Annotated in this window: 17 protein-coding genes; 16 read left to right on the forward strand and 1 reads right to left on the reverse strand. The window is 34.5% G+C overall.

Going from position 1 to position 22,473, the window contains the following annotated elements:
* Window positions 1–16: 16 nt before the first annotated feature.
* From KF816_11660 to KF816_11710, 11 genes are all read left to right on the forward strand, one after another.
* On the forward strand, window positions 17–532 hold the full coding sequence (locus KF816_11660; protein MBX3008667.1) for an OmpH family outer membrane protein: 516 nt from the start codon (window positions 17–19) through the stop codon (window positions 530–532).
* Window positions 533–538: 6 nt separating this feature from the next.
* On the forward strand, window positions 539–1,588 hold the full coding sequence (lpxD, locus tag KF816_11665; GenBank protein MBX3008668.1) for a UDP-3-O-(3-hydroxymyristoyl)glucosamine N-acyltransferase: 1,050 nt from the start codon (window positions 539–541) through the stop codon (window positions 1,586–1,588).
* Between the two features lie 9 nt (window positions 1,589–1,597).
* Window positions 1,598–3,007: a bifunctional UDP-3-O-[3-hydroxymyristoyl] N-acetylglucosamine deacetylase/3-hydroxyacyl-ACP dehydratase gene (locus tag KF816_11670; GenBank protein ID MBX3008669.1), complete on the forward strand. Its 1,410-nt coding sequence runs from the start codon at window positions 1,598–1,600 to the stop codon at window positions 3,005–3,007.
* 14 nt (window positions 3,008–3,021) lie between these two features.
* Window positions 3,022–3,798, forward strand: a complete 777-nt coding sequence (gene lpxA, locus KF816_11675; GenBank protein MBX3008670.1) for an acyl-ACP--UDP-N-acetylglucosamine O-acyltransferase — start codon at window positions 3,022–3,024, stop codon at window positions 3,796–3,798.
* Complete coding sequence (locus KF816_11680) at window positions 3,795–4,559, forward strand: hypothetical protein (protein ID MBX3008671.1); 765 nt, start codon at window positions 3,795–3,797, stop codon at window positions 4,557–4,559. Before lpxA ends, KF816_11680 begins: the two co-directional genes overlap by 4 nt.
* Before the next feature lie 82 nt (window positions 4,560–4,641).
* Window positions 4,642–5,721: a hypothetical protein gene (locus tag KF816_11685; GenBank protein MBX3008672.1), complete on the forward strand. Its 1,080-nt coding sequence runs from the start codon at window positions 4,642–4,644 to the stop codon at window positions 5,719–5,721.
* On the forward strand, window positions 5,718–6,710 hold the full coding sequence (gene rfaE1, locus KF816_11690; GenBank protein MBX3008673.1) for a D-glycero-beta-D-manno-heptose-7-phosphate kinase: 993 nt from the start codon (window positions 5,718–5,720) through the stop codon (window positions 6,708–6,710). The genes KF816_11685 and rfaE1 overlap by 4 nt, the downstream gene beginning before the upstream one ends.
* Window positions 6,710–7,183 (forward strand): D-glycero-beta-D-manno-heptose 1-phosphate adenylyltransferase, encoded by a 474-nt coding sequence (rfaE2, locus tag KF816_11695; GenBank protein ID MBX3008674.1) that lies wholly within the window; start codon window positions 6,710–6,712, stop codon window positions 7,181–7,183. The genes rfaE1 and rfaE2 overlap by 1 nt, the downstream gene beginning before the upstream one ends.
* Window positions 7,184–11,668, forward strand: coding sequence for a hypothetical protein (locus KF816_11700; GenBank protein MBX3008675.1), 4,485 nt, complete (start codon window positions 7,184–7,186; stop codon window positions 11,666–11,668).
* The gene (gene rnr / locus KF816_11705; protein MBX3008676.1) at window positions 11,668–13,764 is read left to right on the forward strand and encodes a ribonuclease R; all 2,097 of its coding nucleotides are present in this window, start codon (window positions 11,668–11,670) and stop codon (window positions 13,762–13,764) included. The genes KF816_11700 and rnr overlap by 1 nt, the downstream gene beginning before the upstream one ends.
* 19 nt (window positions 13,765–13,783) lie before the next feature.
* Complete coding sequence (locus KF816_11710) at window positions 13,784–17,002, forward strand: PD40 domain-containing protein (GenBank protein MBX3008677.1); 3,219 nt, start codon at window positions 13,784–13,786, stop codon at window positions 17,000–17,002.
* A gap of 13 nt (window positions 17,003–17,015) precedes the next feature.
* Here KF816_11710 and KF816_11715 read toward each other — a convergent pair whose 3' ends face one another.
* On the reverse strand, window positions 17,016–17,252 hold the full coding sequence (locus KF816_11715) for a zinc ribbon domain-containing protein (protein ID MBX3008678.1): 237 nt from the start codon (window positions 17,250–17,252) through the stop codon (window positions 17,016–17,018).
* Between the two features lie 148 nt (window positions 17,253–17,400).
* Here KF816_11715 and KF816_11720 point away from each other — a divergent pair, with 148 nt between their 5' ends.
* From KF816_11720 to KF816_11740, 5 genes are all read left to right on the forward strand, one after another.
* On the forward strand, window positions 17,401–18,063 hold the full coding sequence (locus KF816_11720) for a hypothetical protein (GenBank protein MBX3008679.1): 663 nt from the start codon (window positions 17,401–17,403) through the stop codon (window positions 18,061–18,063).
* Window positions 18,064–18,135: 72 nt separating this feature from the next.
* Window positions 18,136–19,095, forward strand: a complete 960-nt coding sequence (locus KF816_11725; protein MBX3008680.1) for a ribose-phosphate pyrophosphokinase — start codon at window positions 18,136–18,138, stop codon at window positions 19,093–19,095.
* 16 nt (window positions 19,096–19,111) lie between these two features.
* Window positions 19,112–19,744, forward strand: coding sequence for a 50S ribosomal protein L25 (locus tag KF816_11730; GenBank protein MBX3008681.1), 633 nt, complete (start codon window positions 19,112–19,114; stop codon window positions 19,742–19,744).
* A 6-nt stretch (window positions 19,745–19,750) separates the two neighbouring features.
* Window positions 19,751–20,371: an aminoacyl-tRNA hydrolase gene (pth, locus tag KF816_11735; protein MBX3008682.1), complete on the forward strand. Its 621-nt coding sequence runs from the start codon at window positions 19,751–19,753 to the stop codon at window positions 20,369–20,371.
* On the forward strand, window positions 20,368–22,449 hold the full coding sequence (locus KF816_11740) for a sodium-translocating pyrophosphatase (GenBank protein ID MBX3008683.1): 2,082 nt from the start codon (window positions 20,368–20,370) through the stop codon (window positions 22,447–22,449). Before pth ends, KF816_11740 begins: the two co-directional genes overlap by 4 nt.
* Window positions 22,450–22,473 lie beyond the last annotated feature (24 nt).

Genomic DNA, 22,473 nt, shown 5'->3' on the forward strand with positions numbered 1-22,473 from the left:
CAAATCGGAATAAAAAATGAAAAAGTTCAGTTTTCTTTTATCTACATTATTATTAGTTGGTTTTGTTTCTCAATCATTTTCACAGCCAAAAATTGGGTATGTTGATAGCGACGCGATAATGAAGCAATTACCCGACGCTCAAGATGCGCAGAAGAAACTTGATGCCATTATCAGAGAGTGGAATGAAGAATTGGGTAAACTTGAGAGAGAGTGGAAAACCAAATATGATGATTACGAAAAAAGAAAACTTATTCTTAGTGAACAAAAAAGGGTTGATATTGAGAAAGAGTTAATTCAACTTGAAGATCAAATATCAAAATACCGGCAGGATAAATTCGGAGTTCAAGGAGAACTTTTCAGAAAAACCGACGAGGTTATGAAGCCTATTCAAAATAGAATTTTTAATATTATCAAAGATATTGCCAAAGAACTTGAATATGATTTTATATTCGACAGAAGCGGTGAAATTCTTTTCCTTTACGCTAAAGAAGAATTCGATTTAACTAATCTTGTTTTAGAAAAACTAAAATGAGTTGACATGAAAATAAAATTGAAGGATGCCGCCGACCTAGTCGGCGGTACTGTTTATGGCAATCCCGAGATTACTTTCTCCGGAGTCGCAAAAATTGATGAAGCTCAAAATGAGGATTTAACTTTTCTTTATTTGCCCGCTTATCAAAAGTATTTATCAACTACTAACGCAGCTGTTGTTTTGATTAGTCCTGAATTCCCCAGAATAAGAACCGATTTAAATTATATTGAAGTTAAAAACCCGAATGCCGCGCTTCAAAAAATTATTATAAACTATTTTAAGCCGGAAATAAAACTAACTGGAATTGATCCCTCAGCTTCAGTTCATGCCGATGCAATAATTGGAGCAAATGTTGCGATTGGTAAAAATGCTGTGATCTCTGCCGGATGTGTGATTGGCGATAATTCTATTATTCATCATAATTCTGTAATTCTTGAAGATGTAACAATCGGTAACAACTGTTTGATCTATCCAAACGTTTCGATTAGAGAGGAATGTATTATTGGCGATAGAGTTATTATCCACTCCAATACAGTAGTTGGCTCTGATGGTTTCGGCTACATACCCGATGAGAAAGGTGTATTTCACAAAGTCCCACAAATTGGTAATGTTATACTTGAAGATGATGTTGAGCTGGGGTCAAATGTTTCTGTGGACAGAGCCGCTATGGGATCAACTATTGTGAAGAACGGAGCAAAGATTGATAACCTTGTGCAAATTGCTCATAATGTTGTTGTTGGGGAAAATACTGTTATGTCCGCTCAATCCGGAATTGCCGGTTCAACAAAAGTTGGGAAAAATTGTATGATGGGTGGACAAGCCGGAATTACCGGTCATGTAGAATTAGGAGATCGTATTCAAATTGGAGCTCAATCGGGCGTTTCAAAATCGCTAATGAAATCTGGAGTTTATTTCGGATCCCCCGCAATGGAATTGAAAACCGCATTAAAAAGAGAATCATATATAAGAGGGCTTCCCGAACAAATAGAAAAGATTAAAAAATTAGAAGAAAAAATTGCATCTTTGGAGCAGAAAATTTCAGAATTAAGTAAATAAAGGGAATTAATGCTCGAGCTTCAAAGAACAATCGCAAAACCGGTTTCTCTTTCGGGTACCGGCTTACATACGGGTACAAAATGTACAATGACATTCAAACCCGCTCCCGCCAACTATGGAATCCGATTTGTTAGAGTTGATTTAGGAGGTAATCCTGAAATCCCCGCAAATGCTGACTACGTTATTGATATTTCAAGAGGGACAACTTTAGGGCTAGGAACCGCAAAAGTTCATACAGTTGAGCATGTTCTAGCCGCAATAGTTGGTCTCCAGCTCGATAATATTATAATTGAGCTCGATGGTATTGAACCTCCTATTGGAGATGGCAGCGCAATGCCTTATGTAGATAAATTGATAGAAGCCGGTATTGTTACACAAGATGAACCAAAAGATTATTTAGTTATTGATCAAACTGTTATTCATCACAATGAAGAAGAACAGGTTGATATTGTTGCCCTTCCATTAAATAGTTATAGAATAACTGTTATGGTAGATTATCAAAATCCAGCACTCGGGAGCCAGCATTCCGGATTATTCGATCTTGAAAAAGAATTTGTTACTGAATTTGCCCCGGCAAGAACTTTTTGTTTTTTAAGTGAAGTTGAAGCTCTTGCAGATAAAGGTTTGATACAAGGCGGCAATATTGATAATGCAGTTGTAATTGTTGATCATGATATTGATGAAAAGGGATTAACTCGACTTAAAGAGAAATTGAATTTGCACGAAGAACTAAGCGTAACCCATGAAGGATTTTTGAGTAATAATAAATTGAGATTTAAGAATGAACCGGTGCGTCATAAATTGTTAGATGTGATTGGTGATTTGGCTTTAATTGGTGTTCCAATAAAAGCACAAATACTTGCCGCCCGCCCCGGTCATAAAGCCAATGTAGAATTCGCTAAAAAAATACGTGCTCTCTATCAGCAGAAAAAATTCGTAAAAAAATATCAGCTGGTTAAAAAGGAAGGCGTTGTATTTGATATTAACGCCATTCAGAGAATACTTCCCCACCGCTACCCATTTTTAATGGTCGATAAAATTACTGAACTTGAAATGGATAAAAGAGTTGTCGGTGTAAAATCGGTTACTATTAACGAACCATTTTTTCAAGGGCATTTTCCCGGACAACCTGTAATGCCGGGAGTTTTAATAGTTGAGGCATTAGCCCAAGTTAGCGGCATATTAGTTCTGAACTCAATTAAAGATGCAGAAAATAGTTTAGTTTATTTTATGAGTATCAATAACGCAAAATTTAGAAAACCGGTTGTGCCCGGAGATCAAATAACACTTGAGGCCGAACTGATTTCTAAAAAAAGTAAATATTTTTCAGCAAGAGGCATTGCTTATGTGGATGATACTGTTGTGGCTGAAGCTGAATTTATGGGAGCAATTGTACCTAAAGAAAATAATAAACAATAAACTCAATCCTAACTATGAGCAAAATACATCCTACCGCTATAATTAGCCCAAATGCAAAAATAGGTTCTAATATTGAAGCCGCACCATTCGCCATAATTTCTGATAATGTTATTATTGGTGATAATTGTAAAATTGGACCAAATGCTTGCATCTATGAAGGCGCACGAATTGGTAATAATGTAACTATTTACCAGGGCGCGTCAATTTCAAATAAACCGCAAGATTTGAAATACGCCAATGAGGAATCGGAATTATTTATTGGTGATAATACGGTAATTAGAGAATTTGTAACATTGCATCGAGGGACAGTCGCCACTCGAAAAACTGCGGTTGGAAGTAATTGCCTGTTGATGGCCTATTGCCATGTAGCGCACGACTGCTCAATTGGAAATGGTGTAATTATTGGCAACGCGGTTCAAATTGCGGGGCATGTTGAAGTTGAAGATCAAGTAATAATTGGTGGATTGAGTGCGGTGCATCAATTCGACCGAATTGGAAAACATTGCATGATTGGGGGCGGCTCGATGGTGAATACTGATGTTCCCCCATTTTTAATGACCTCCGGTTATCCAGCGCGATATATGGGATTAAATATCGTAGGATTAAAGAGACGTGGATTTTCGGTCCAGGAAATAGAAGAAATAAAAGGCGCTTACCATATTTATTATAATAGCGGACTTACATTTCAGGAAGCAAAAACTAAAATAAAAGATAACTTCCCTTCCTCGCCATACATACAAATGATTCTTGAATTTATGTCGAAATCAACGCGTAATATAATCCGAAAATGAAATGGTATTTTATTGATTCCGGTCTTTGCACCGGTAAATACAATATGGATTTCGATATATCTCTAACCGAGGCATGTAATTCTGATATCGCTTTTTTTAGGATTTATAGATGGAAACCTTATTGCATCTCACTAGGAGCAAATCAATCGTTTGAAGATATAAATCTAGAAACCGCTACTGCAGATAATATTGAAATAGTTAAAAGACCAACCGGAGGCAGAGCCATTCTTCATGCGGAGGAAATCACATATTCAGTGGTATATCCATTAAATTATGAATACTCCCCAAGAGAACTCTATCAAAAAATTTCATTAGCGTTAATTGAAGGATTAGCTCAATACAATCCTCTGCTGAGAGAATCTGCACTCGAAAATGTTCAGCCTAATTTTTCTAAATTATTAGAAGAACCTTCAGGAGCATTGTGTTTTGCAAGTACAGCAAAAAATGAGGTAAAATATAATGGACAAAAATTAATTGGCAGTGCTCAGCGTAAAATGAAAAAAGTAATCCTTCAGCACGGCTCTATTTTATGCGGGAATTACCATAGAAATTTGGCAAACTACCTTAATACAGATGAAGATACAAAAAGTAATCTGCGTAAAGAATTAATCTCAACCACTACTGAAATAGAATCTATACTTAACGAATCTATTAAATATGACCTTCTTAAAAATTGTTTGGTAGAGGGTTTTCAAGAATACTGGGATATTAAATTTGAATCCGAAATACCTGATATTGCCTTAGCCGAAGATTCTCTGTAAGAAAAAGCGAGTACCATTTTTATCCTGCCCTGTATAATGTTAAATTTGTTTAACCATTTCATAACAATTTTGAATGCCTCTAGTGAAAAAATATTTTCTATTATTCTTATTGCTTTTTAGCGTAACCATTATTCCGCAGGAAAAAACAGATTTAGTATTTGAACTGAAGGGAGTTCAAGTTACTGCAATTACATCAGATGATGATTATTTATGGGTAGCAACAAATGGAAGCGGCATTTTCCGCTATTCTTCGAGTGGTAAAACATGGAAGCAATATTCAACCTCAAACCAAAATTTGCAGATGGATTTTTTCCATAGCATAGCTGCCAATAATGAATTTGTTTGGGCCGGATCTACTGATGGACTTTTCATACTCGACAAAAGGCGTGATAACTGGACAAGAAGAAAATTTGGGCTTGGCGGTCAATTATCCAATTGGATTAGATCGGTTGTTTATGATAAAGATGAAGATGCCGTTTGGATTGGAAGATTTAAATATTTATCTAAATATGAATTAAAGACGAAACGATTTATAGATTACGATTTGACCGTGAGGAATAACGAAAAATCAAACAGCATTAAAACTTTAGCAGTCGAGGGAGATTCGGTATTATGGATTGGTACCGAAGCCGGTTTACACAAATATAACAAAACGAAAAAATTGAATGATAATTTTGTTACTTTGTTCTATGATAATAGATTAAATTATTTTAATGGTGATGGTGAACAAATTTCTGTTTCTTCATTATTGCCGGAGAGAAATTTTTTATGGATTGGCTTGGATGAGTTTTTGACGACTGAGCGACCCGAATTTAACCTTGGCGGTTTATACAGGTTTAACCGTAAAAATGAATGGCTAAGAAATGATGACAAAAATGGATTGCCGGCAAACGGCATTTATTCGATGGAGCGAACCGGCAATTATATTTGGATTTCCCTCTACCAATTTGGGCAATCTACTAAAGAATCATTTGGAAGAGGATTAGCACTTCTCGATAGGAAGTCAAATAAAATTATGAGGATTCAGGATGACAGAATACCACAAACTATTCACGCCATCTATTTTGATCAGGTGAATCTTTGGCTTGGAACCGATAACGGTTTAATAAAAATTAATTTTATAAATGATCTCGCCAAATGGAATAATAGGGTAAAAAAATGATTAGTACATCTCAAAAAAAATTAAATCAGTTGAAGAAAAAATTTAACGGCAAAAAGATTGCTGTTATTGGTGATATGATGCTCGATTCATATTTCTGGGGCTCTGTTTCAAGAGTCTCCCCCGAAGCTCCCGTTCCCGTTGTTGAAATTGATGATGAGTTTCAAAGATTTGGCGGAGCGATGAATGTTGCTTATAATATTTTAACTCTTGGTGGGACTCCAATTCCAATTGGAATTTTAGGCAATGATCAGGATGCGGAGATAATGAAAGATTTGATGAAGAAAACAGGAATCAATAGCTCCTCCCTAATTATTGATAATCAAAGACCAACTACAAACAAAACTCGTGTTATTGCCAATAACCAGCATGTGGTAAGAATCGATAAAGAAAAAAGAAATCCGATCTCATCACAAGTAGAAGCAAAAATTATAAACACCTTGAAGAAAAATATTAAAAATATAAATGCAATCATCCTGGAAGATTACAATAAGGGAGTGCTTACTCAATCATTGATTAGAGCCGCAATCAAACTTGCTAATGAGAATGAAGTTATAATTACTGTTGATCCAAAGTTTAATAATTTTTTTGAATACCAGAATGTTACTGTTTTTAAGCCAAACAGAAAAGAAACCGAAGACGCGCTTGGTATCCGTATACAATCTTCTGAAGATTTGAAAAAAGCCGGGCATCTACTTCTCGAAAAACTAAATGCTAAATATGTTTTACTTACTCTTGGAGAAGAAGGAATTTCTCTTTTCCAGAGAGGAAAATCAGAAGTTAAAATAGCAACTAAAGCCAGAAAGGTTGCAGATGTATCCGGCGCCGGAGATACAGTAATATCCACTCTAACAATGGCATTGTGCGCAGGTGCAAATATATATGATGCAGCATATCTCGCCAATTATGCCGGCGGCTTAGTTTGCCAGGAAGTAGGTATTGTCCCAATCTCACTTGACTATTTATTTAAAACTGTTGGAGAAGAGATATAATGATTTTATCAGTTAATGAATTAATAACTATTAGACTTCAGCTCAAGCATGAGAACAAGAAAGTAGTTTTTACGAATGGCGTTTTTGATATATTGCACGCAGGCCATGTAGATTATATAAATAAGGCAAAAGATAAAGGAGATATTTTAATTGTAGCGCTAAACTCCGACTTGTCAGTTAAAAAAATTAAGGGAGAAAATCGCCCAATAGTTCCTCAATATGAACGAGGTTTTATAATCTCCAATCTCAAAGCTGTAGATTATGTAACATTCTTCGATGAAGAAACTCCTTACGAAGTAATAAAAAAGTTAATTCCCGATGTTTTGATAAAAGGAGCCGATTGGGCTCCTGAAAATATTGTGGGTAAAGATATTGTTGAAGCAAATGGTGGAACTGTTCAAACAATTGAGTTTGTTAATCAAACATCTACAACAAATATTATTAAAACAGTAATCGAGAGATATTCTAAATAAATGGAAGAAAATCTGGAACCAAAAATTAAGCGTTCATTTTTTCGCAAACTGATTAATGTTTTTATCGGTTTCGCAATTTTTTTGGTTTTTATACTAATCATTTTTATTGGAATTTCTCAGACAAAAACCTTTCGAGAGTATTTACGCAATAAAACAATCGAACTGGTAAATGATGAAATTAATGGCAGATTAGATATTGGAAGTATTGAAGGTACTTTATTTACAAGACTTAAGCTTAACAACACCTCTATCACTATTGGAAAAGACACTTTAATTAATGCAAATCTCATAGAAGTAAACATAAATCCTATTCATTTATTCCTACAAAACATCTCACTTAAAAGAATACTCCTAAGCGATGTTCATATAAATTTACTGCAAGATTCAACCGGTAAGTGGAACTATGAAAATTTAATGAAACCTTCCCCCGAAGACACTACAAAGTCAGATTTTAAATTTAAGATTCAACTGAGTGATTTTTCATTACAAAATATTACTATAAAAAGACAATCCCTTAATTATATTGGCTCAACGGCTTCCTATAAAACCCTAAATTTTGATGACCTTAGGCTGGATAATTTTTATTTGTCAGCATCAGCTTTTATCGACATTTACAATTCCAATTACCTTCTCAAGCTAAAGGAAATTGCATTTACTCCAAACTCAACACGATTTAATTTGAGGAATATATCGGGTGATTTTGCCGTTACTAAAGATTTTGTAAGTATTAGTAATTTCTATTTTATCACGGACAGCAGTCAAATTAATTTGGACTTCAGAATAGATAGTCTCGATTTATTTGCGGGGATAGAGCTGGATGATCTTAAAAACTACCCTATATACATAAACATTGATGCTCCTTCATTCAATTTTGACGACCTCTCTTCTTATATAGAATCCACTGAGATTCTGAAAGGTAGCCCCTCGCTAAAACTTTCGGCACAAGGGTATTTTGGCAACTTCACAATTGGGAAAGCTTCTATTGATTATAGAAACACTTCAATAAATTTTAATGGAAGAGTTCAGAATTTGAATAACCCTTCAAAACTTTATCTAAAGGCAAAACTTGAAAAGACAAATGTTGACTATCACGATATTAATGCTTTAATGCCATGGCTTGAATTGCCTGAATATGCTAAAAGTCAGTTCACCGATCTCAATATGGAATTTGAAGGTGAACCAACCAATTTTAAAAGTAAACTTAAAGGCAACATTGATAATGGTTCAATTTCAGTTTCAGCTGATATGAATCTGGGTGTGGAGCCAATAATTTATGATATTAAATTTGAGTCAAAAGAAATTAATCTCTTCCCCATTTTGAATATTCCCACAAAATTAAATTCATTCGGCTCAATTAAAGGAGCTGGTTCGAATTTCAATAATTTAGAAACACAATTAAAGTTTGATGCATCAAGTTCAATATTCGATGATTACTATATCGACCAATTAAATATATCCTCTAAAGCATCCGAGAAGAGAATTGATTTAACGATAGAGGGAAACGTTGGCGAGATAGAAGCACTCGTGATTGGTGAAATGGATTTCCGTAAAGATACTATTCCCGAATATAATTTTCTTGGGAGTTTGAAGAATATTGACTTAGCGAAAGTATTAAAGGATAATTATTATGATAGCAATTTAAACTTCTATTTTAGTGCCGAGGGAAAGGGAATCGATATCGATGAAATGAATGGCAATTTCTCTTTTGGAATTGATTCATCCCGATTTAGAGATAAAAATATTGGCTACTCCAATATCGATTTGAATATTCAAAAGGATTCATTACAAAGAAATATTAAACTTGTGTCGGACTTTTTGGATTTCGAACTTTATGGCAATTTTTCCTTATTGCATGCTGCCGAGCTTCTTGCTTATGAGGGAAAAGTATTCTCGACTATTATCACAGAAAAAATTAGGGATTTGAATCCCCTCTCCTCAGTTTCCGAATATAAAAAAATTGAAGTGCCCTCATCTATAATTCCTCCGGCAATTACCGATTCATTGAAGATTAATTACGATTATCTCTTTAAAGATTTCGAATTAATTTCAATGCTGATTGGCAGTAATAGGATGGAAATTTCAGGTAAAGGCGATGGAATAATAAGTAATGATGGGAGAATTTTTTCCATTACAGTCAACACTGATCTTGAGTATATAATAATCACCCGTGAAGATCAAACGGTTTATTTATCTGGCTCACTATTAAAAATTAATTTATCGAGAGATAATACATCTTTTTCATTCGATGATCTTTGGGGATCGGTAGCTCTGGCTAGCAAAAGATTTTACTTCGGACAAAATTACAAGGATATCTTCGCCGAACTTAATTTTAACCACAGCATTGTTGACTATAATACTGCCGTTGAGATTGACGATATGCTAAAGACAAAACTGAAAGGGAAAATATTCATTGGTGATACACAGCAGCAGATCTTTATTGATAGTCTTAAATTAAAAGTAAGTGACTTTGAGTTTACAAATAAAGATACAATTAGAGCCTTCTTTAATCCATTTCAGTTTATGATAGACCATTGTGCCCTTCATCGGGACAGCACCAATATTGATATCAAAGGAACCATTGAAAACAGCGGTGCTCTAAATTTAACTCTTTTACTCGATAATATATCTGGAGATATTTTAGGTAAATATCTATTGGGGATCGAGGATAATAAACTAGTTGGGGATGGCAAATTAAAAGCAAGAATCACAGGAGACCTCACAGCTCCAATACTTAAAGTTGAAACTCAGATTGACAATTTAATTTATGCCGAAACAAAACTCGGCTCACTTCAGGGAATGATTGATTATGATGAACAAGTTCTAAATGCCAATCTTACTTTTTTAGATTCGACAAATAATAAAAATTCTCCTCTACTTACTTTGAAAGGTCATTTACCTATCAACTTAAGCATTGGCACGGTAGATAAAAGGATATTTGACGATCGCGAGCTAAGTTTTTCATTGAAGTCATCGAAGTTCAATTTAAATGCCCTAGGAAGAACAATTCCCGCAATATTTAATCAACGCGGTTTTCTGGATGCTGATGTGAATCTTAGCGGTACTTTATATAAACCTAAATATACTGGTTATGTTAATCTCACAGACGGTTATTTTAAAATGGATTTTAATAACCTAGAGTATAAGTGCAGTGGGAAAGCACTATTTACTAATTCCGGATTAAATTTTGAAGATTTTACAATTGAAAATACAGGGGAAAATAAGTTAACCAGTCTATTGAGAAGCAATGGTGCTATTCAATTTGAAGGTTTTGAAATGAAAGATTTATCTTTCAATTTTTTTGGTGATATAGCATTATTTGGAATGGAGACTCAGAAAATTGATCCTCTTTTTTATGGTGATTTGGTTATTGGAACGGATGGTGATTTAAAATTAACAAAAATTAATAATCGATATTACCTGAAAGGTGATATTGTTCTTAAAAATACAAACCTTGTTTATACAACCGGCATTGAAAACTATTCAGCTTCATCGAAAAATTTTGATTTTACTTTTATAGAAGACACACTTAATAGAGATGCCGAATTAATAAGATTCAGAAAAATTTTAGAACAGGAATTGACTAGTAAATCGGCCTTGGATGGCAAGAAGCAAAACCAGATTAATCTCGATTACTCATTCGGAATTAGAGCGGACAATGAAGCTAAATTAACATTTATTTTATCGCAGGCTGCAAACCAAAAGCTAACAGTTTTAATGAGGGGCGATATTAAATATGAAAGTACAAACAATCAAATTTTTGCTCAAGGAGGTTTCGAACTTCTTCCCGGGTCAAAATTAGATTTTTTCAAAGTATTTGAAGCAACCGGGAAAATTTCTTTTGAAAGTGATATCACCAATCCATATCTGGATATTGTTGCAACTTATACTTCCGATTACGTTGATCCGCGAGATGAGACAGGAACACCTCAGGATGTTGCGGTAAAAATTAAAATCCAAGGACCATTATCTCAGCTCGGCCAAAATATAGCAAGCAATCCTGAAAGTATGAGCATATATGTAGGGGCAAGAAATATTCAGAATAATGTTCGTGATTCAAAGTACGATTATGCTGATGCGCTCTCCTTCATATTATTTTCCAAATTTAAAGATGATTTAACTGCGCAAGATCGTACTGAGATTGCGGGTACCTCAAGCGTCATTGGAAATACCGCTACCTCATTTTTAGGTTCGGTACTATCAAGTTTTGTAAATTCAACAGTTGGTGATTTAGTAAATAATATTTCTATAAATCAATCTGGGGACTCCTACAAGTTTTCTTTGGGCGGTAGATTTCAAAATCTCAGGTATAGCTTCGGTGGCACAACCGAAGTATTTCAAAATATTTCGAAAGCAAATTTAAAGGTTGAATATTTATTTAATCCACGCTTCTTAATAAGACTTGAACGAAAAGAACCTATTGGTTCCAATTATAGTTTAGATGACAAAGTAACTGAAATGGCACTTAAATATAGATTCGAGTTTTAATGAAAAAAGAAATCAAAGCATATTTTAAGAATCACCCTTCGATCAGTATCAAAGCTGTTGATTTAGCAAAAAAATTGAGAATCACCGAAGAGTACCAATACGCAGAATTGAAAAGTGTTCTCTTTCGTTTATACGAAGAAGAATATCTTGAAAAAATTGGCAAGCGTTATCAATTAAGAAAAGCCGCATCCGAAAAATTAATAGGAAATGTTCAGCTTGTTAATGATGGAGATTATGCATTCGTCATACTTAAAAATAGCAGCATGGAGGATATTTTTGTAGTTGGGAAAAACTTAAATACCGCATTCGACGGCGACTTGGTTGAGGTGGTTTTACTAAATAAAAAATCGGGTAAAAGTACTGAGGGGAAAATAGTTGAAATAGTTGAACGCAAACGAGATGAAGTTGTTGGGATTCTTAAAAAACAAAAATCCTATTTCTTTGTTATCCCCGACGAATCTAAAATTCATAGGCATTTTTATATTAATGAAAAAAAATTGGGCAATGCTAAAGACGGTGATAAAGTAGTTGTTCATAAAATTACATGGAAAGCGGAATCAGAAAATCCCGAAGGAGAAATAAAAGAGGTATTGGGGAAAGCCGGAAGTTATGATGCGGAGATTGCTTCAATCGCTCGCCAATTCGGGCTATCATACAAATTTCCAAAAGCAGTATTGAAACAAGCGAATGAAATTCCTACACAAATTTCAGAAGAAGAGATTTCTAAAAGAATTGATTTGCGAGAAAAAAATATCTTTACCATAGATCCAGATGATGCTAAAGATTTTGATGACGCAGTCTCTGTGGACATTCTTCCTAATGGTAATTACTCAGTTGGAATTCATATCGCTGATGTTAGTCATTTTATACCCACCGGAAGCCCCATTTATAATGAAGCACTTGAAAGAGGTACCAGTGTTTATATTGTTGGTAAAGTGATTCCTATGCTCCCCGAAAAACTTTCGAACAATATTTGCTCACTAGTACCATTCGAAGATAGACTCACCTATTCGGTATTAGTTGAAATGAGTCCTCTTCATAAGATTATATCATATGAAATAAAAAAATCAGTTATAAATAGCAAAAGAAGATTTACATATGATGAAGCTCAAAATATAATTGAAAGCGGCAAAGGAGATTTTAATTCCGAGATCGCTTTACTATTTAAGATTTCACAAACTTTGAGAAATGAACGGATTAAGAAAGGAAGTATAAACTTTTTCTCCCCTGAGGTTGTCTTTAAACTGGATAAAAATGGAACTCCCATTGATATTCAAATTAAGCAAGTGCGTGAAAGTAACAATTTGATTGAAGAGTTTATGCTGCTGGCAAATAAAATTATTGCTAAACACATAAAGGTCGAAAAGAACAAAATTATTGCTCCTTTTGTTTATAGAGTGCATGATTTACCCGATAAAGAAAAAGTTGGAGAATTTGCGAGATTTGTGCAATCGTTAGGATACTCTTTCGATCCTAATGCAACAAACAAGTCTAAGCAATTTCAAAAATTACTTGATCAAGTTAAAGGAACTGAAGAGGATGCTGTAGTTAATGAGATTGCAATTAGATCAATGGCTAAGGCGGTTTACTCAACTGAGAATATTGGACATTACGGATTGGGATTTAAAGATTATACCCATTTCACTTCTCCAATCCGAAGGTTTCCCGATCTTATTGTCCATAAATTAATTTTCAATTTCATTGAGAATAAAAGGGAGAAAAATTTCTCTCTGGAAGAATTAACAGAAATTTGCAATCATGCATCGGCCCGAGAAAGAAATGCTGTAAATGCCGAACGATTATCGGTTAAGTTGAAACAAATTGAATATTTAAAAGGTAAAGTCGGTTCTGAATTTCATGCTATTGTTTCTGGTATTACACATTTTGGAATATTTGTGGAATTAAATCAAACTTTAGCTGAAGGTCTTATAAGACTTAGAGATATGGATGATGATTATTACATTTTTGATGAAAAGAATTATTCTGTAGTTGGAAAGCGAAATAAGAAAAGAATACGTCTTGGAGATAAAGTATTAGTGAAACTAATAAATGTTGATGAGCAAAAAAGAGCATTAGATTTTATGCTTCTCGGTTAAAAAATTATCTGAGGAAACAATGAGAAGATCAATTTTAATTTTTACCACCATATATTTTTTGGCAATACCACTTTTAGCGCAGTTCGGACAAAATAAAGTAAATTACAAGACTATGGATTGGTTTTACATTCAAACCAAACATTTTGATATTTACTTTTATGAGGGTGGTGAAACTATTGCTGAGTTCACAGCAAAAATTGCCGAAGAATCTCTTCAACGAATTCAAAAAGATATTAACTATCAACTAAATAACAGAATAGCGCTGATTGTCTATAATTCGCATAATGATTTTCAAGAGAATAATGTAACTGATGAATATATTGGCAAAGGCACCGGAGGTTTTACCGAACCTTTTAAAAATAGAGTGGTGTTCCCTTTTGAAGGTAATTATCAAAAATTTCAGCATGTTATTGCCCATGAATTAGTTCATGCGGTCATGCGCGATATGTATTATGGAGGGACTGTACAAAATATAATTAGTCGTGGTATTACCCTTCAATTACCCCTCTGGTTCTGGGAAGGAACTGCAGAATTTCTATCGCAAGGATGGGAAACAAATACAGATATGTTTATTCGAAATGCTATAATCACTGAATGGCTCCCTGATATTAATAGATTGGATGGTTACTTAGCCTACAGAGGTGGACAATCTGTGTTCAGATATATTGCTGATACTTATGGAAGACAGAAAATCGGTGAAATTCTTAATAAAGTACAATCATTAGGTTCTCTTGAAGCTGCTATCAAAAATACTCTTGGAATTAATTTAGAAGAATTAAATGAACGCTGGAAAAAAAGTATTAAAAAAGAATTTTGGCCAGATATCGCAGTTAAATCAGACCCTGATGAGTTTGCCAAAAGATTGACTGATAATAAAAAAGAAAGAGGTTTTTATAATACAAGTCCCGCACTCTCACCACAAGGAGATAAGATTGCATTCATTTCCGATAGAGATATTTATCTGGATGTTTATTTGATGAGTGCACAAGATGGAAAAATGATAAAAAAAATTGTTGAGAGTGGCAAGACTACCGATTTTGAAGAATTGAATCTTTTGTATCCGTCATTATCGTGGGCTCCAGATAACATAAGAGTAGCACTAGCTTCAAAAGCGGAAGGATACAATATTATTACAATAATAGACACGGAAACGGACAAGAAAACAGAGCTCCCTCTACGAATGTCAGGTATCGAGTCTGTTAGCTGGTCTCGTGATGGAAATAAAATTGCATTCATCGGTTACAACGAAACACAATCTGATATCTATATTTATGATTTCTCATTAAATAATGTTACAAATATTACAAATGATATTTTTTCAGAGGCTGATATTGCTTGGTCTCCAGATGGAAGTACAATTGTATTTTCATCTGATCGAGGTAACTATGTGATTGGGTCACAAACACCGGAAGAGTTCAGGATGTACAAACACAATTACAAGCAAATTGACTTATACTCAATTCAATTAGAGACAAATAAAATTGAACGTATTACCAATTGGGAGTTAAGCAACGAAAAATTTCCTGTCTTTTCCAGTGATGGTAACGACATACTATTTATATCCGATAAAAATGGATCAAACAATATCTATAGATATAAAATTACAAATTCTGATTCAGCATCAAGTAAGGCATATAATAATTTACCAAAGCCAATTACTAATTCAATAAGTGATATTGGCCAGCTCTCTATTTCTTATGATGGGAAAAAATTAGTATTCTCAGCTTTGTATAATTTAGGTTACAATATTTTTCTTCTAAGCAATCCATTCGATGCGGAAGTAATTGGTGATTCACTCCCCTATACAAAATATATGGCTTCCCTTGTGGATGCTAAATTAAATAATGGGAAATCCATTTTTAAGGAAACAGTTCTTGATTCATTAGAAAAGAACGTTGTGCAATTTAAACAAGAGTCGGAAATGGAACAGACTCAAATCGATTCAACTTCTCAAAGACCTTCAATATTTGTTGGTCAATATGTATCTGATAAACCAGAAAAAGAAGATTCCTCAAAAATAGATTACAGTCGTTTTGTATTTGGTGGCAATGACATGAAAATAGACAGTTCTAGAATTAAGATTAGAGAAGAAATGTTTACCGAAAGTTTAGATGATGAGGGAAATTATTTGGTAAACCGATACAAAATAAATTTCACACCCGATATTGTATATGCAAATGCTGGGTATTCAACTCTTTATGGATTATTGGGCACCACAATACTATCATTTAGTGATGTTTTGGGAAATCATAGGTTAATTGGACAAACAAGTTTACAGATTGATATTAAAAATAGTGATTATGGATTAGCATACTACTATTTAAAAGAAAGGTTAGATCTTGGTGTTCAAGCTTTTCATACTGCAAGGTTTTTATATCAAAATGGATTTTTTGGAAGTGAATTATACAGATTCAGAAATTTTGGATTAGTAGGTTACGCCAGCTATCCTCTCGATAGATTTAACAGAGTAGATTTTGGTTTAAGCTTTATGAGCGTTTCCGCTGAGAATTTAGATAATCCCTTTGTAGCCATTGATAGAAATTCATTTTTAATTCCATCGATCGGATACGTAAAAGATAATACATTGTGGGGATATTACTCACCTATTGAGGGATCAAGATATTTCCTTAATTTATTTGGAGATCCAGGATTAATTAAGAGTCGCCAAAGTTTTTATTCATTGACATTTGACTATAGGAAATACTGGAGATTTTGGTTTGATAATGGTTTGGTTGCAAGAATTTCTGGAGGTATTAGCGGGGGCGGGAATCCTCAACGGTTTTTTGTGGGGGGTACAGAAAATTGGATTAATAGAAATTTTGCAACTGGAGGGGTGCCAATAAATAATTCGAGCGATTTCGCCTTTTTGAGCCCTGTTATGCCATTGCGTGGATATGATTATGCTGAAAAACTGGGGACAAAATATACACTTGCCAACGTTGAATTAAGGATGCCCTTGATCAGATATTTATTAACAGGTCCACTTCCCCTATTCTTCCAGAATATTTTAGGAACTGCTTTTATTGATGCTGGTTCTGCCTGGGATAATACAAGCAAGTTGAAACTAATTGGTAAGAATAATAATGATAAAACAGTGACTAATGATTTACTAATTGGAACTGGTGTTGGATTCCGATTGTACTTTTTATTTTTATGGAGAGTTGATATAGCTTGGAAATATGATTTTGATAAATTTTCTGCTCCCCGATATTATTTATCCATCGGACTTGATTTCTAACAAGGATAAGAAATTACTTTTTATCAGTCTTAATGCTTGAGCTAGTATCCTTTTTTGATTCTAAAGATTTATTTTTATAATCAGTTTGATAGAAACCAGTACCTTTAAATATCGGACCAGAGCCCGCTCCGATCAATCGCTTCACATGTCCATTACACTTAATACAATTTTTAATTGGTTCATCAGTAATTTTTTGAAATAACTCAAATGTTACTCCACAGTCTAAACATTTATAATCATAATTTGGCATAGGTACTCTAATAAATTTAAAAATGGTTTCAAAAATAAGAATAGCATTCTTAACCACAAAGTAAATCCTTAAGTTCAAATTACCTGTAAAATATTTTATAATTGAATAAAGTTTTTTTGCATATTTACAATAATAAATTTAGTGTGATATGTACAAAAAATTATTTTTAATATTATTTATTTTAATTCCTTTATCAAGTTGTCTTGATTACATGCAGGTAACCACTATAAAAACAGATGGTTCTGGCACAATGTTTATTCATTATTGGATGAAATGGACTGATTCCCGAGATTCTATACTAGTTGAGAAACTTGGAATTTTTGATAGGGATTCTGTTTATAAAGAATTTCATTCTGAATACAGTTCGATTAGTAGCGTCGAAGTTTACCGCGATTTTAATGATAGTACCATTCACGGGAAAGTAAATTTGAATTTTAATAGCCTGGATTCTCTCAATAAAACTAGCGCTTTCAAAAACTCACAATTGACAATTAAAGATGGAGAAAAGAACATAAAAATTTTCTCCCAATTCATTCCCCCTATAGCTACTGGATTCGGATTTGATAATAAATCCTTTTCTTTGACATACATTTATTATTTACCTGGAGAAATTTTAAGTCATAATGCGCCAGAATCATTTAGAAATAAATTAACTTGGAAATACTCACTCGCTGAAATTGGTACTGGTAAATATATTACAGCTACATATCGTCCTTTTAAGTTAAAAGAAACCCCTATGTGGATATATTATAGTGCCCTAATAGTACTTTTAGTTGTTGTTGTATTTTTGTTCAGCAAAAGAATTAAATAAAGTTTAAATCACATTTATTGACAAGACGTACCATTATTAAGTATATTTGGCGTCTATTTTTAACGTTAAATAATGCAATCTGAAGCTCAACCTTTAATTTATTCTGGGTCATCCAATCCTCTACTAACCCAAAAAATCTGCGACCACCTGAAATTAAGTCAAGGTAGTTTAGATATTCAGCGTTTCAGCGATGGTGAGATTTGGGTTAAGTATGGTGATAACATTCGCGGAAGAGAAGTCTTTATTGTTCAGTCAACTAACCCTCCATCAGAAAATTTGATGGAACTATTGATAATGATTGATGCCGCAAAACGAGCCTCAGCAAAAAAAGTTACGGCGGTAATCCCCTATTTTGGCTATGCTCGTCAAGATAGAAAAGATCAACCGAGAGTTGCTATCACAGCAAAATTAATAGCTAATTTAATTACTGTCGCCGGAGCGGACCGTGTAATTACTATGGACTTACACGCGGCGCAAATTCAAGGTTTCTTTGATATTCCATTTGATCACCTATATGCCTCAATTGTGTTTACTGGTTTATTTAAAGAACAATCGAACAAACTTGTTGTTGTTTCTCCTGATATTGGAGGAATTAAGCTGGCTCGTTCTTACGCCAGAAGATTGCATGCTGGACTCGTTGTGATTGATAAACGAAGACCAAAGCCAAACATTGCAGAGGTGATGAATATTATTGGTGATGTGGAAGGAAAGGACGTTCTGTTGGTTGATGATTTAATTGATACTGGGGGTACTTTTGTTAATGCTGTAATTGCATTAAGGAAATGTGGCGCAAAAAAAATATATGGTGCTGTTACTCATGCTCTTTTATCGGGTCATGCGCTCAAAAAAATTGAAGAATCTGAAATTGAAAAATTATATGTAACCGATAGCATTCAAATTAATGGGGTAGTTAGCGATAAAATTGTTGTTAGATCTGCGTCTGAAATTTTAGCAAATGCTATAATTCGTTCTTTTAGAAACGAATCAATTAGTTCACTTTTTGAAATTGATAAAGATAAAATAGATAATTAGATGGAGTTAATTAAAAATGTCTGAAATAACAGTAAATGCGAAAAAAAGAGAAATTTCCACTAAGGGAGCTGTAAACCAGCTTAGAACTAGTGGATATGTTCCCGGAATTTATTATGCAAAAGGTTCCGACCCAATCAATCTATCAGTTCTGGCAAGTTCATTAAAACCACTGGTTTATACTTCCGAAACTCATATAGTAAATCTAACGGTTGATGACGACCAAAATTTGAAAGCTATTCTTAAAAATGTTCAATTTGATCCGGTATCCGACAAAATTATTCATTGCGATTTCCAAGGAATTTCAGCTGATCAAACAATTGAATTGGAAGTTCCTATTGCTATTACCGGTCAAGCAAAAGGTGTAAGAGACGGCGGCGTTCTATCTCACTCAATTCACAAAGTTTTGGTTTCCTGCTTACCCGCACAAATTCCAGATCATATTACGCTTGATATTTCCAATCTTGAATTAGGAAAAGCTATTCATGTGAAAGATATAAATATTGAGGGTGTAAAAATTATGCATCCAGAAGAAATGATTATAGTATCAGTAAATGCCCCGCGCGTTGCTGAAGCTTCTGCAGCTGATGGTGAAGCTAAAGCTGAACCTGAGGTAATTGGCAAAGGTAAACCTGCAGGCGATGAGGATTAATTTCTATTGCGAGGGATAATTGGGCTGGGTAATCCCGGTTTTAAGTATCAACTAACTCGCCATAACATTGGTTTTCTGATTTTAGATCGGTTTGCTGAAAAACATAATCTTCAATTTAAGCCCTCAAAGTATGATTTTTATTATTCGGAAGGAACGTTAGGCCCTTCCGATTTTTTTTTGATTAAACCCACCACATTTATGAACCTAAGTGGTATTGCAGTTTTAAATGCAATGGAACACTTTAACTCAAACATTAGTGAACTACTGATTATTTACGATGATTTATACACCCAGTTCCCCCAAATCAGAATTAGAAATAAGGGAGGCGATGGAGGTCATAATGGAATCAAATCAATTATTTATCATCTTAATACAAATGAATTTGCTAGAATTAAAATGGGAATTGGGCAACAGTCTCCAATAAATAATTTGTCCAATTTTGTTCTTGATAACTTTTCTGAAGTTGAACTTAAAAAGTTGGATGAATCGTTCCCTTTACTTATGGAATTAATAGAGCATTTTATCATTGGCGGTTATCAAAAATCGTTAAATCATTTCAGCAAGAAATCTAAAGAATTAAAAAAAGAACTTAATAACCAAAAGGATTATCGAGAGGGCACTTCATGATTGACTTATTATATATCATTCCATTTTTTGGACTTGCCGCACTATTTTATTCTTACTACAAAAATTCATGGATTAGCAAACAAGATCCTGGCACAAAAAAAATGCAGGAAATAGCGGGGCATATACGAGAAGGAGCCATCGCATTCTTAAAAACCGAATATAAAATATTAGCAGTATTTGTTGTTACCGTTGCGGCTATTTTAGCATTTTCCAATAGAAATCAATCCGATTCATCATGGCTTATTGCATTGTCGTTTCTTGTCGGGGCTTTTGCTTCAGCATTAGCTGGTTATTTGGGTATGATTGCGGCAACAAAAGCTAATGTGCGAACCACTCAAGCCGCGACAAAAGGATTAGGACAGGCTCTGCAAATTGCGTTTTCTGGTGGAGCAATTATGGGGATGAATGTTGTGGGTCTCGGTATTTTTGGATTAAGTATTCTCTTCATATTTTATAATTATTTATGGGATGCATCAAGTGTTGATTCATTAGCTAGGATAATAAATGTGTTATCCGGATTCTCCTTGGGCGCATCTTCTATTGCTCTATTTGCTAGAGTTGGTGGTGGAATTTATACCAAAGCCGCAGATGTAGGGGCGGATTTGGCCGGAAAAGTTTATGAAGGAATACCTGAAGATGATCCGAGAAATCCTGCAGTTATTGCAGATAACGTTGGCGATAATGTTGGTGATGTTGCCGGAATGGGCGCCGATCTATTTGAATCATATGTTGGAGCGATTGTCGGGACCATGGTTCTCGGCGCCATATTTGCTGATCCCAATGTACCTGAAATTGGATTAGAAGCTGTTCTACTCCCCCTTTTCCTTGCTGCTGCGGGAATTGTAACATCAATTTTTGGGGCAACATTAGTTAGAGTTAAAGAGGGAGGAAATCCGCAAAAAGCTCTTAATCTAGGTGAATTCGCAGCAGCAGGTTTAATGCTGCTTGCATCATATATTATAATCAAAATTGTATTGCCCGAATCTTGGGTACATAATAATTTTACCTATACTCAGTTGGGTATTTTTTCCGCCACTGTAATTGGGTTGGTTGCTGGTGTTTTAGTTGGACTGGTTACTGAGTATTACACCAGTACAGATCACGCACCTGTAAAATCAATAGCAAATCAATCTATAACCGGAGTAGCAACAAATATTATTTCCGGATTAGGCGTTGGAATGATCTCAACAGCAATTCCAATTCTAATTATAGCCGCAGCAATAATTGGTTCTTATTTATCATCAAATTTATACGGAATTGCAATCGCCGCACTGGGTATGCTTTCCACAACAGGTATTCAATTAGCGGTTGATGCCTACGGTCCAATTTCAGATAATGCTGGTGGAATTGCTGAGATGTCGGAGTTACCAAAAGAAGTTCGAGAGAGAACCGATAAACTTGACGCTGTTGGAAATACTACCGCTGCCATTGGAAAGGGATTTGCGATTGGCTCTGCTGCGTTAACAACTTTAGCATTATTCTCAGCTTACATGCATCAGGCAGAAATAAGCTCTATTGATATTTCGAACCCGATCATTATGGCCGGATTATTTGTTGGTGCAATGCTGCCATTTTTATTTTCAGCTTTATCGATGAATGCAGTTGGAAAGGCGGCTAAACAAATGATTATCGAAGTTGGGAGGCAATTTCGAGAAATTAAGGGTTTAAGAGAGGGAACCGCAAAGGCTGAATACTCTAAATGTGTTGAAATTTCAACTCAGGCTGCAATCAAAGAAATGATAATTCCCGGGATTTTAGCTGTAAGTATTCCCGTAATTGTTGGGTTCACAAATAAGGAAATGCTTGCCGGTTTATTAGGGGGAGTAACAACTAGCGGCGTTTTATTGGCAATTTTTCAATCAAATGCTGGTGGAGCATGGGATAATGCTAAAAAACTTATTGAAAGTGGAATTATGATCGATGGATTTCACTATTCGAAAGGAACTGACGCGCATAAGGCTGCGGTTGTTGGGGATACTGTTGGTGATCCATTTAAGGATACCTCAGGTCCTTCTTTGAACATTCTAATAAAACTTATGTCGGTAGTATCTTTAGTTATTGCACCGTTAATAAAATAATCCTATTTTTGTAGCCTTAATTAA

This window comes from Melioribacteraceae bacterium, from assembly GCA_019638015.1.
Classification (GTDB): domain Bacteria; phylum Bacteroidota; class Ignavibacteria; order Ignavibacteriales; family Melioribacteraceae; genus JAHBUP01.

Bases quoted from the DNA above. Each gene is read 5' to 3' on its own strand.
- KF816_11660 (MBX3008667.1), top strand. From the start codon at position 17: ATGAAAAAGTTCAGTTTTCTTTTATCTACATTATTATTAGTTGGTTTT.
- lpxD (MBX3008668.1), top strand. From the start codon at position 539: ATGAAAATAAAATTGAAGGATGCCGCCGACCTAGTCGGCGGTACTGTT.
- KF816_11670 (MBX3008669.1), top strand. From the start codon at position 1,598: ATGCTCGAGCTTCAAAGAACAATCGCAAAACCGGTTTCTCTTTCGGGT.
- lpxA (MBX3008670.1), top strand. From the start codon at position 3,022: ATGAGCAAAATACATCCTACCGCTATAATTAGCCCAAATGCAAAAATA.
- KF816_11680 (MBX3008671.1), top strand. From the start codon at position 3,795: ATGAAATGGTATTTTATTGATTCCGGTCTTTGCACCGGTAAATACAAT.
- rfaE1 (MBX3008673.1), top strand. From the start codon at position 5,718: ATGATTAGTACATCTCAAAAAAAATTAAATCAGTTGAAGAAAAAATTT.
- rfaE2 (MBX3008674.1), top strand. From the start codon at position 6,710: ATGATTTTATCAGTTAATGAATTAATAACTATTAGACTTCAGCTCAAG.
- KF816_11700 (MBX3008675.1), top strand. From the start codon at position 7,184: ATGGAAGAAAATCTGGAACCAAAAATTAAGCGTTCATTTTTTCGCAAA.
- rnr (MBX3008676.1), top strand. From the start codon at position 11,668: ATGAAAAAAGAAATCAAAGCATATTTTAAGAATCACCCTTCGATCAGT.
- KF816_11710 (MBX3008677.1), top strand. From the start codon at position 13,784: ATGAGAAGATCAATTTTAATTTTTACCACCATATATTTTTTGGCAATA.
- KF816_11715 (MBX3008678.1), bottom strand. From the start codon at position 17,252: ATGCCAAATTATGATTATAAATGTTTAGACTGTGGAGTAACATTTGAG.
- KF816_11720 (MBX3008679.1), top strand. From the start codon at position 17,401: ATGTACAAAAAATTATTTTTAATATTATTTATTTTAATTCCTTTATCA.
- KF816_11725 (MBX3008680.1), top strand. From the start codon at position 18,136: ATGCAATCTGAAGCTCAACCTTTAATTTATTCTGGGTCATCCAATCCT.
- KF816_11730 (MBX3008681.1), top strand. From the start codon at position 19,112: ATGTCTGAAATAACAGTAAATGCGAAAAAAAGAGAAATTTCCACTAAG.
- KF816_11740 (MBX3008683.1), top strand. From the start codon at position 20,368: ATGATTGACTTATTATATATCATTCCATTTTTTGGACTTGCCGCACTA.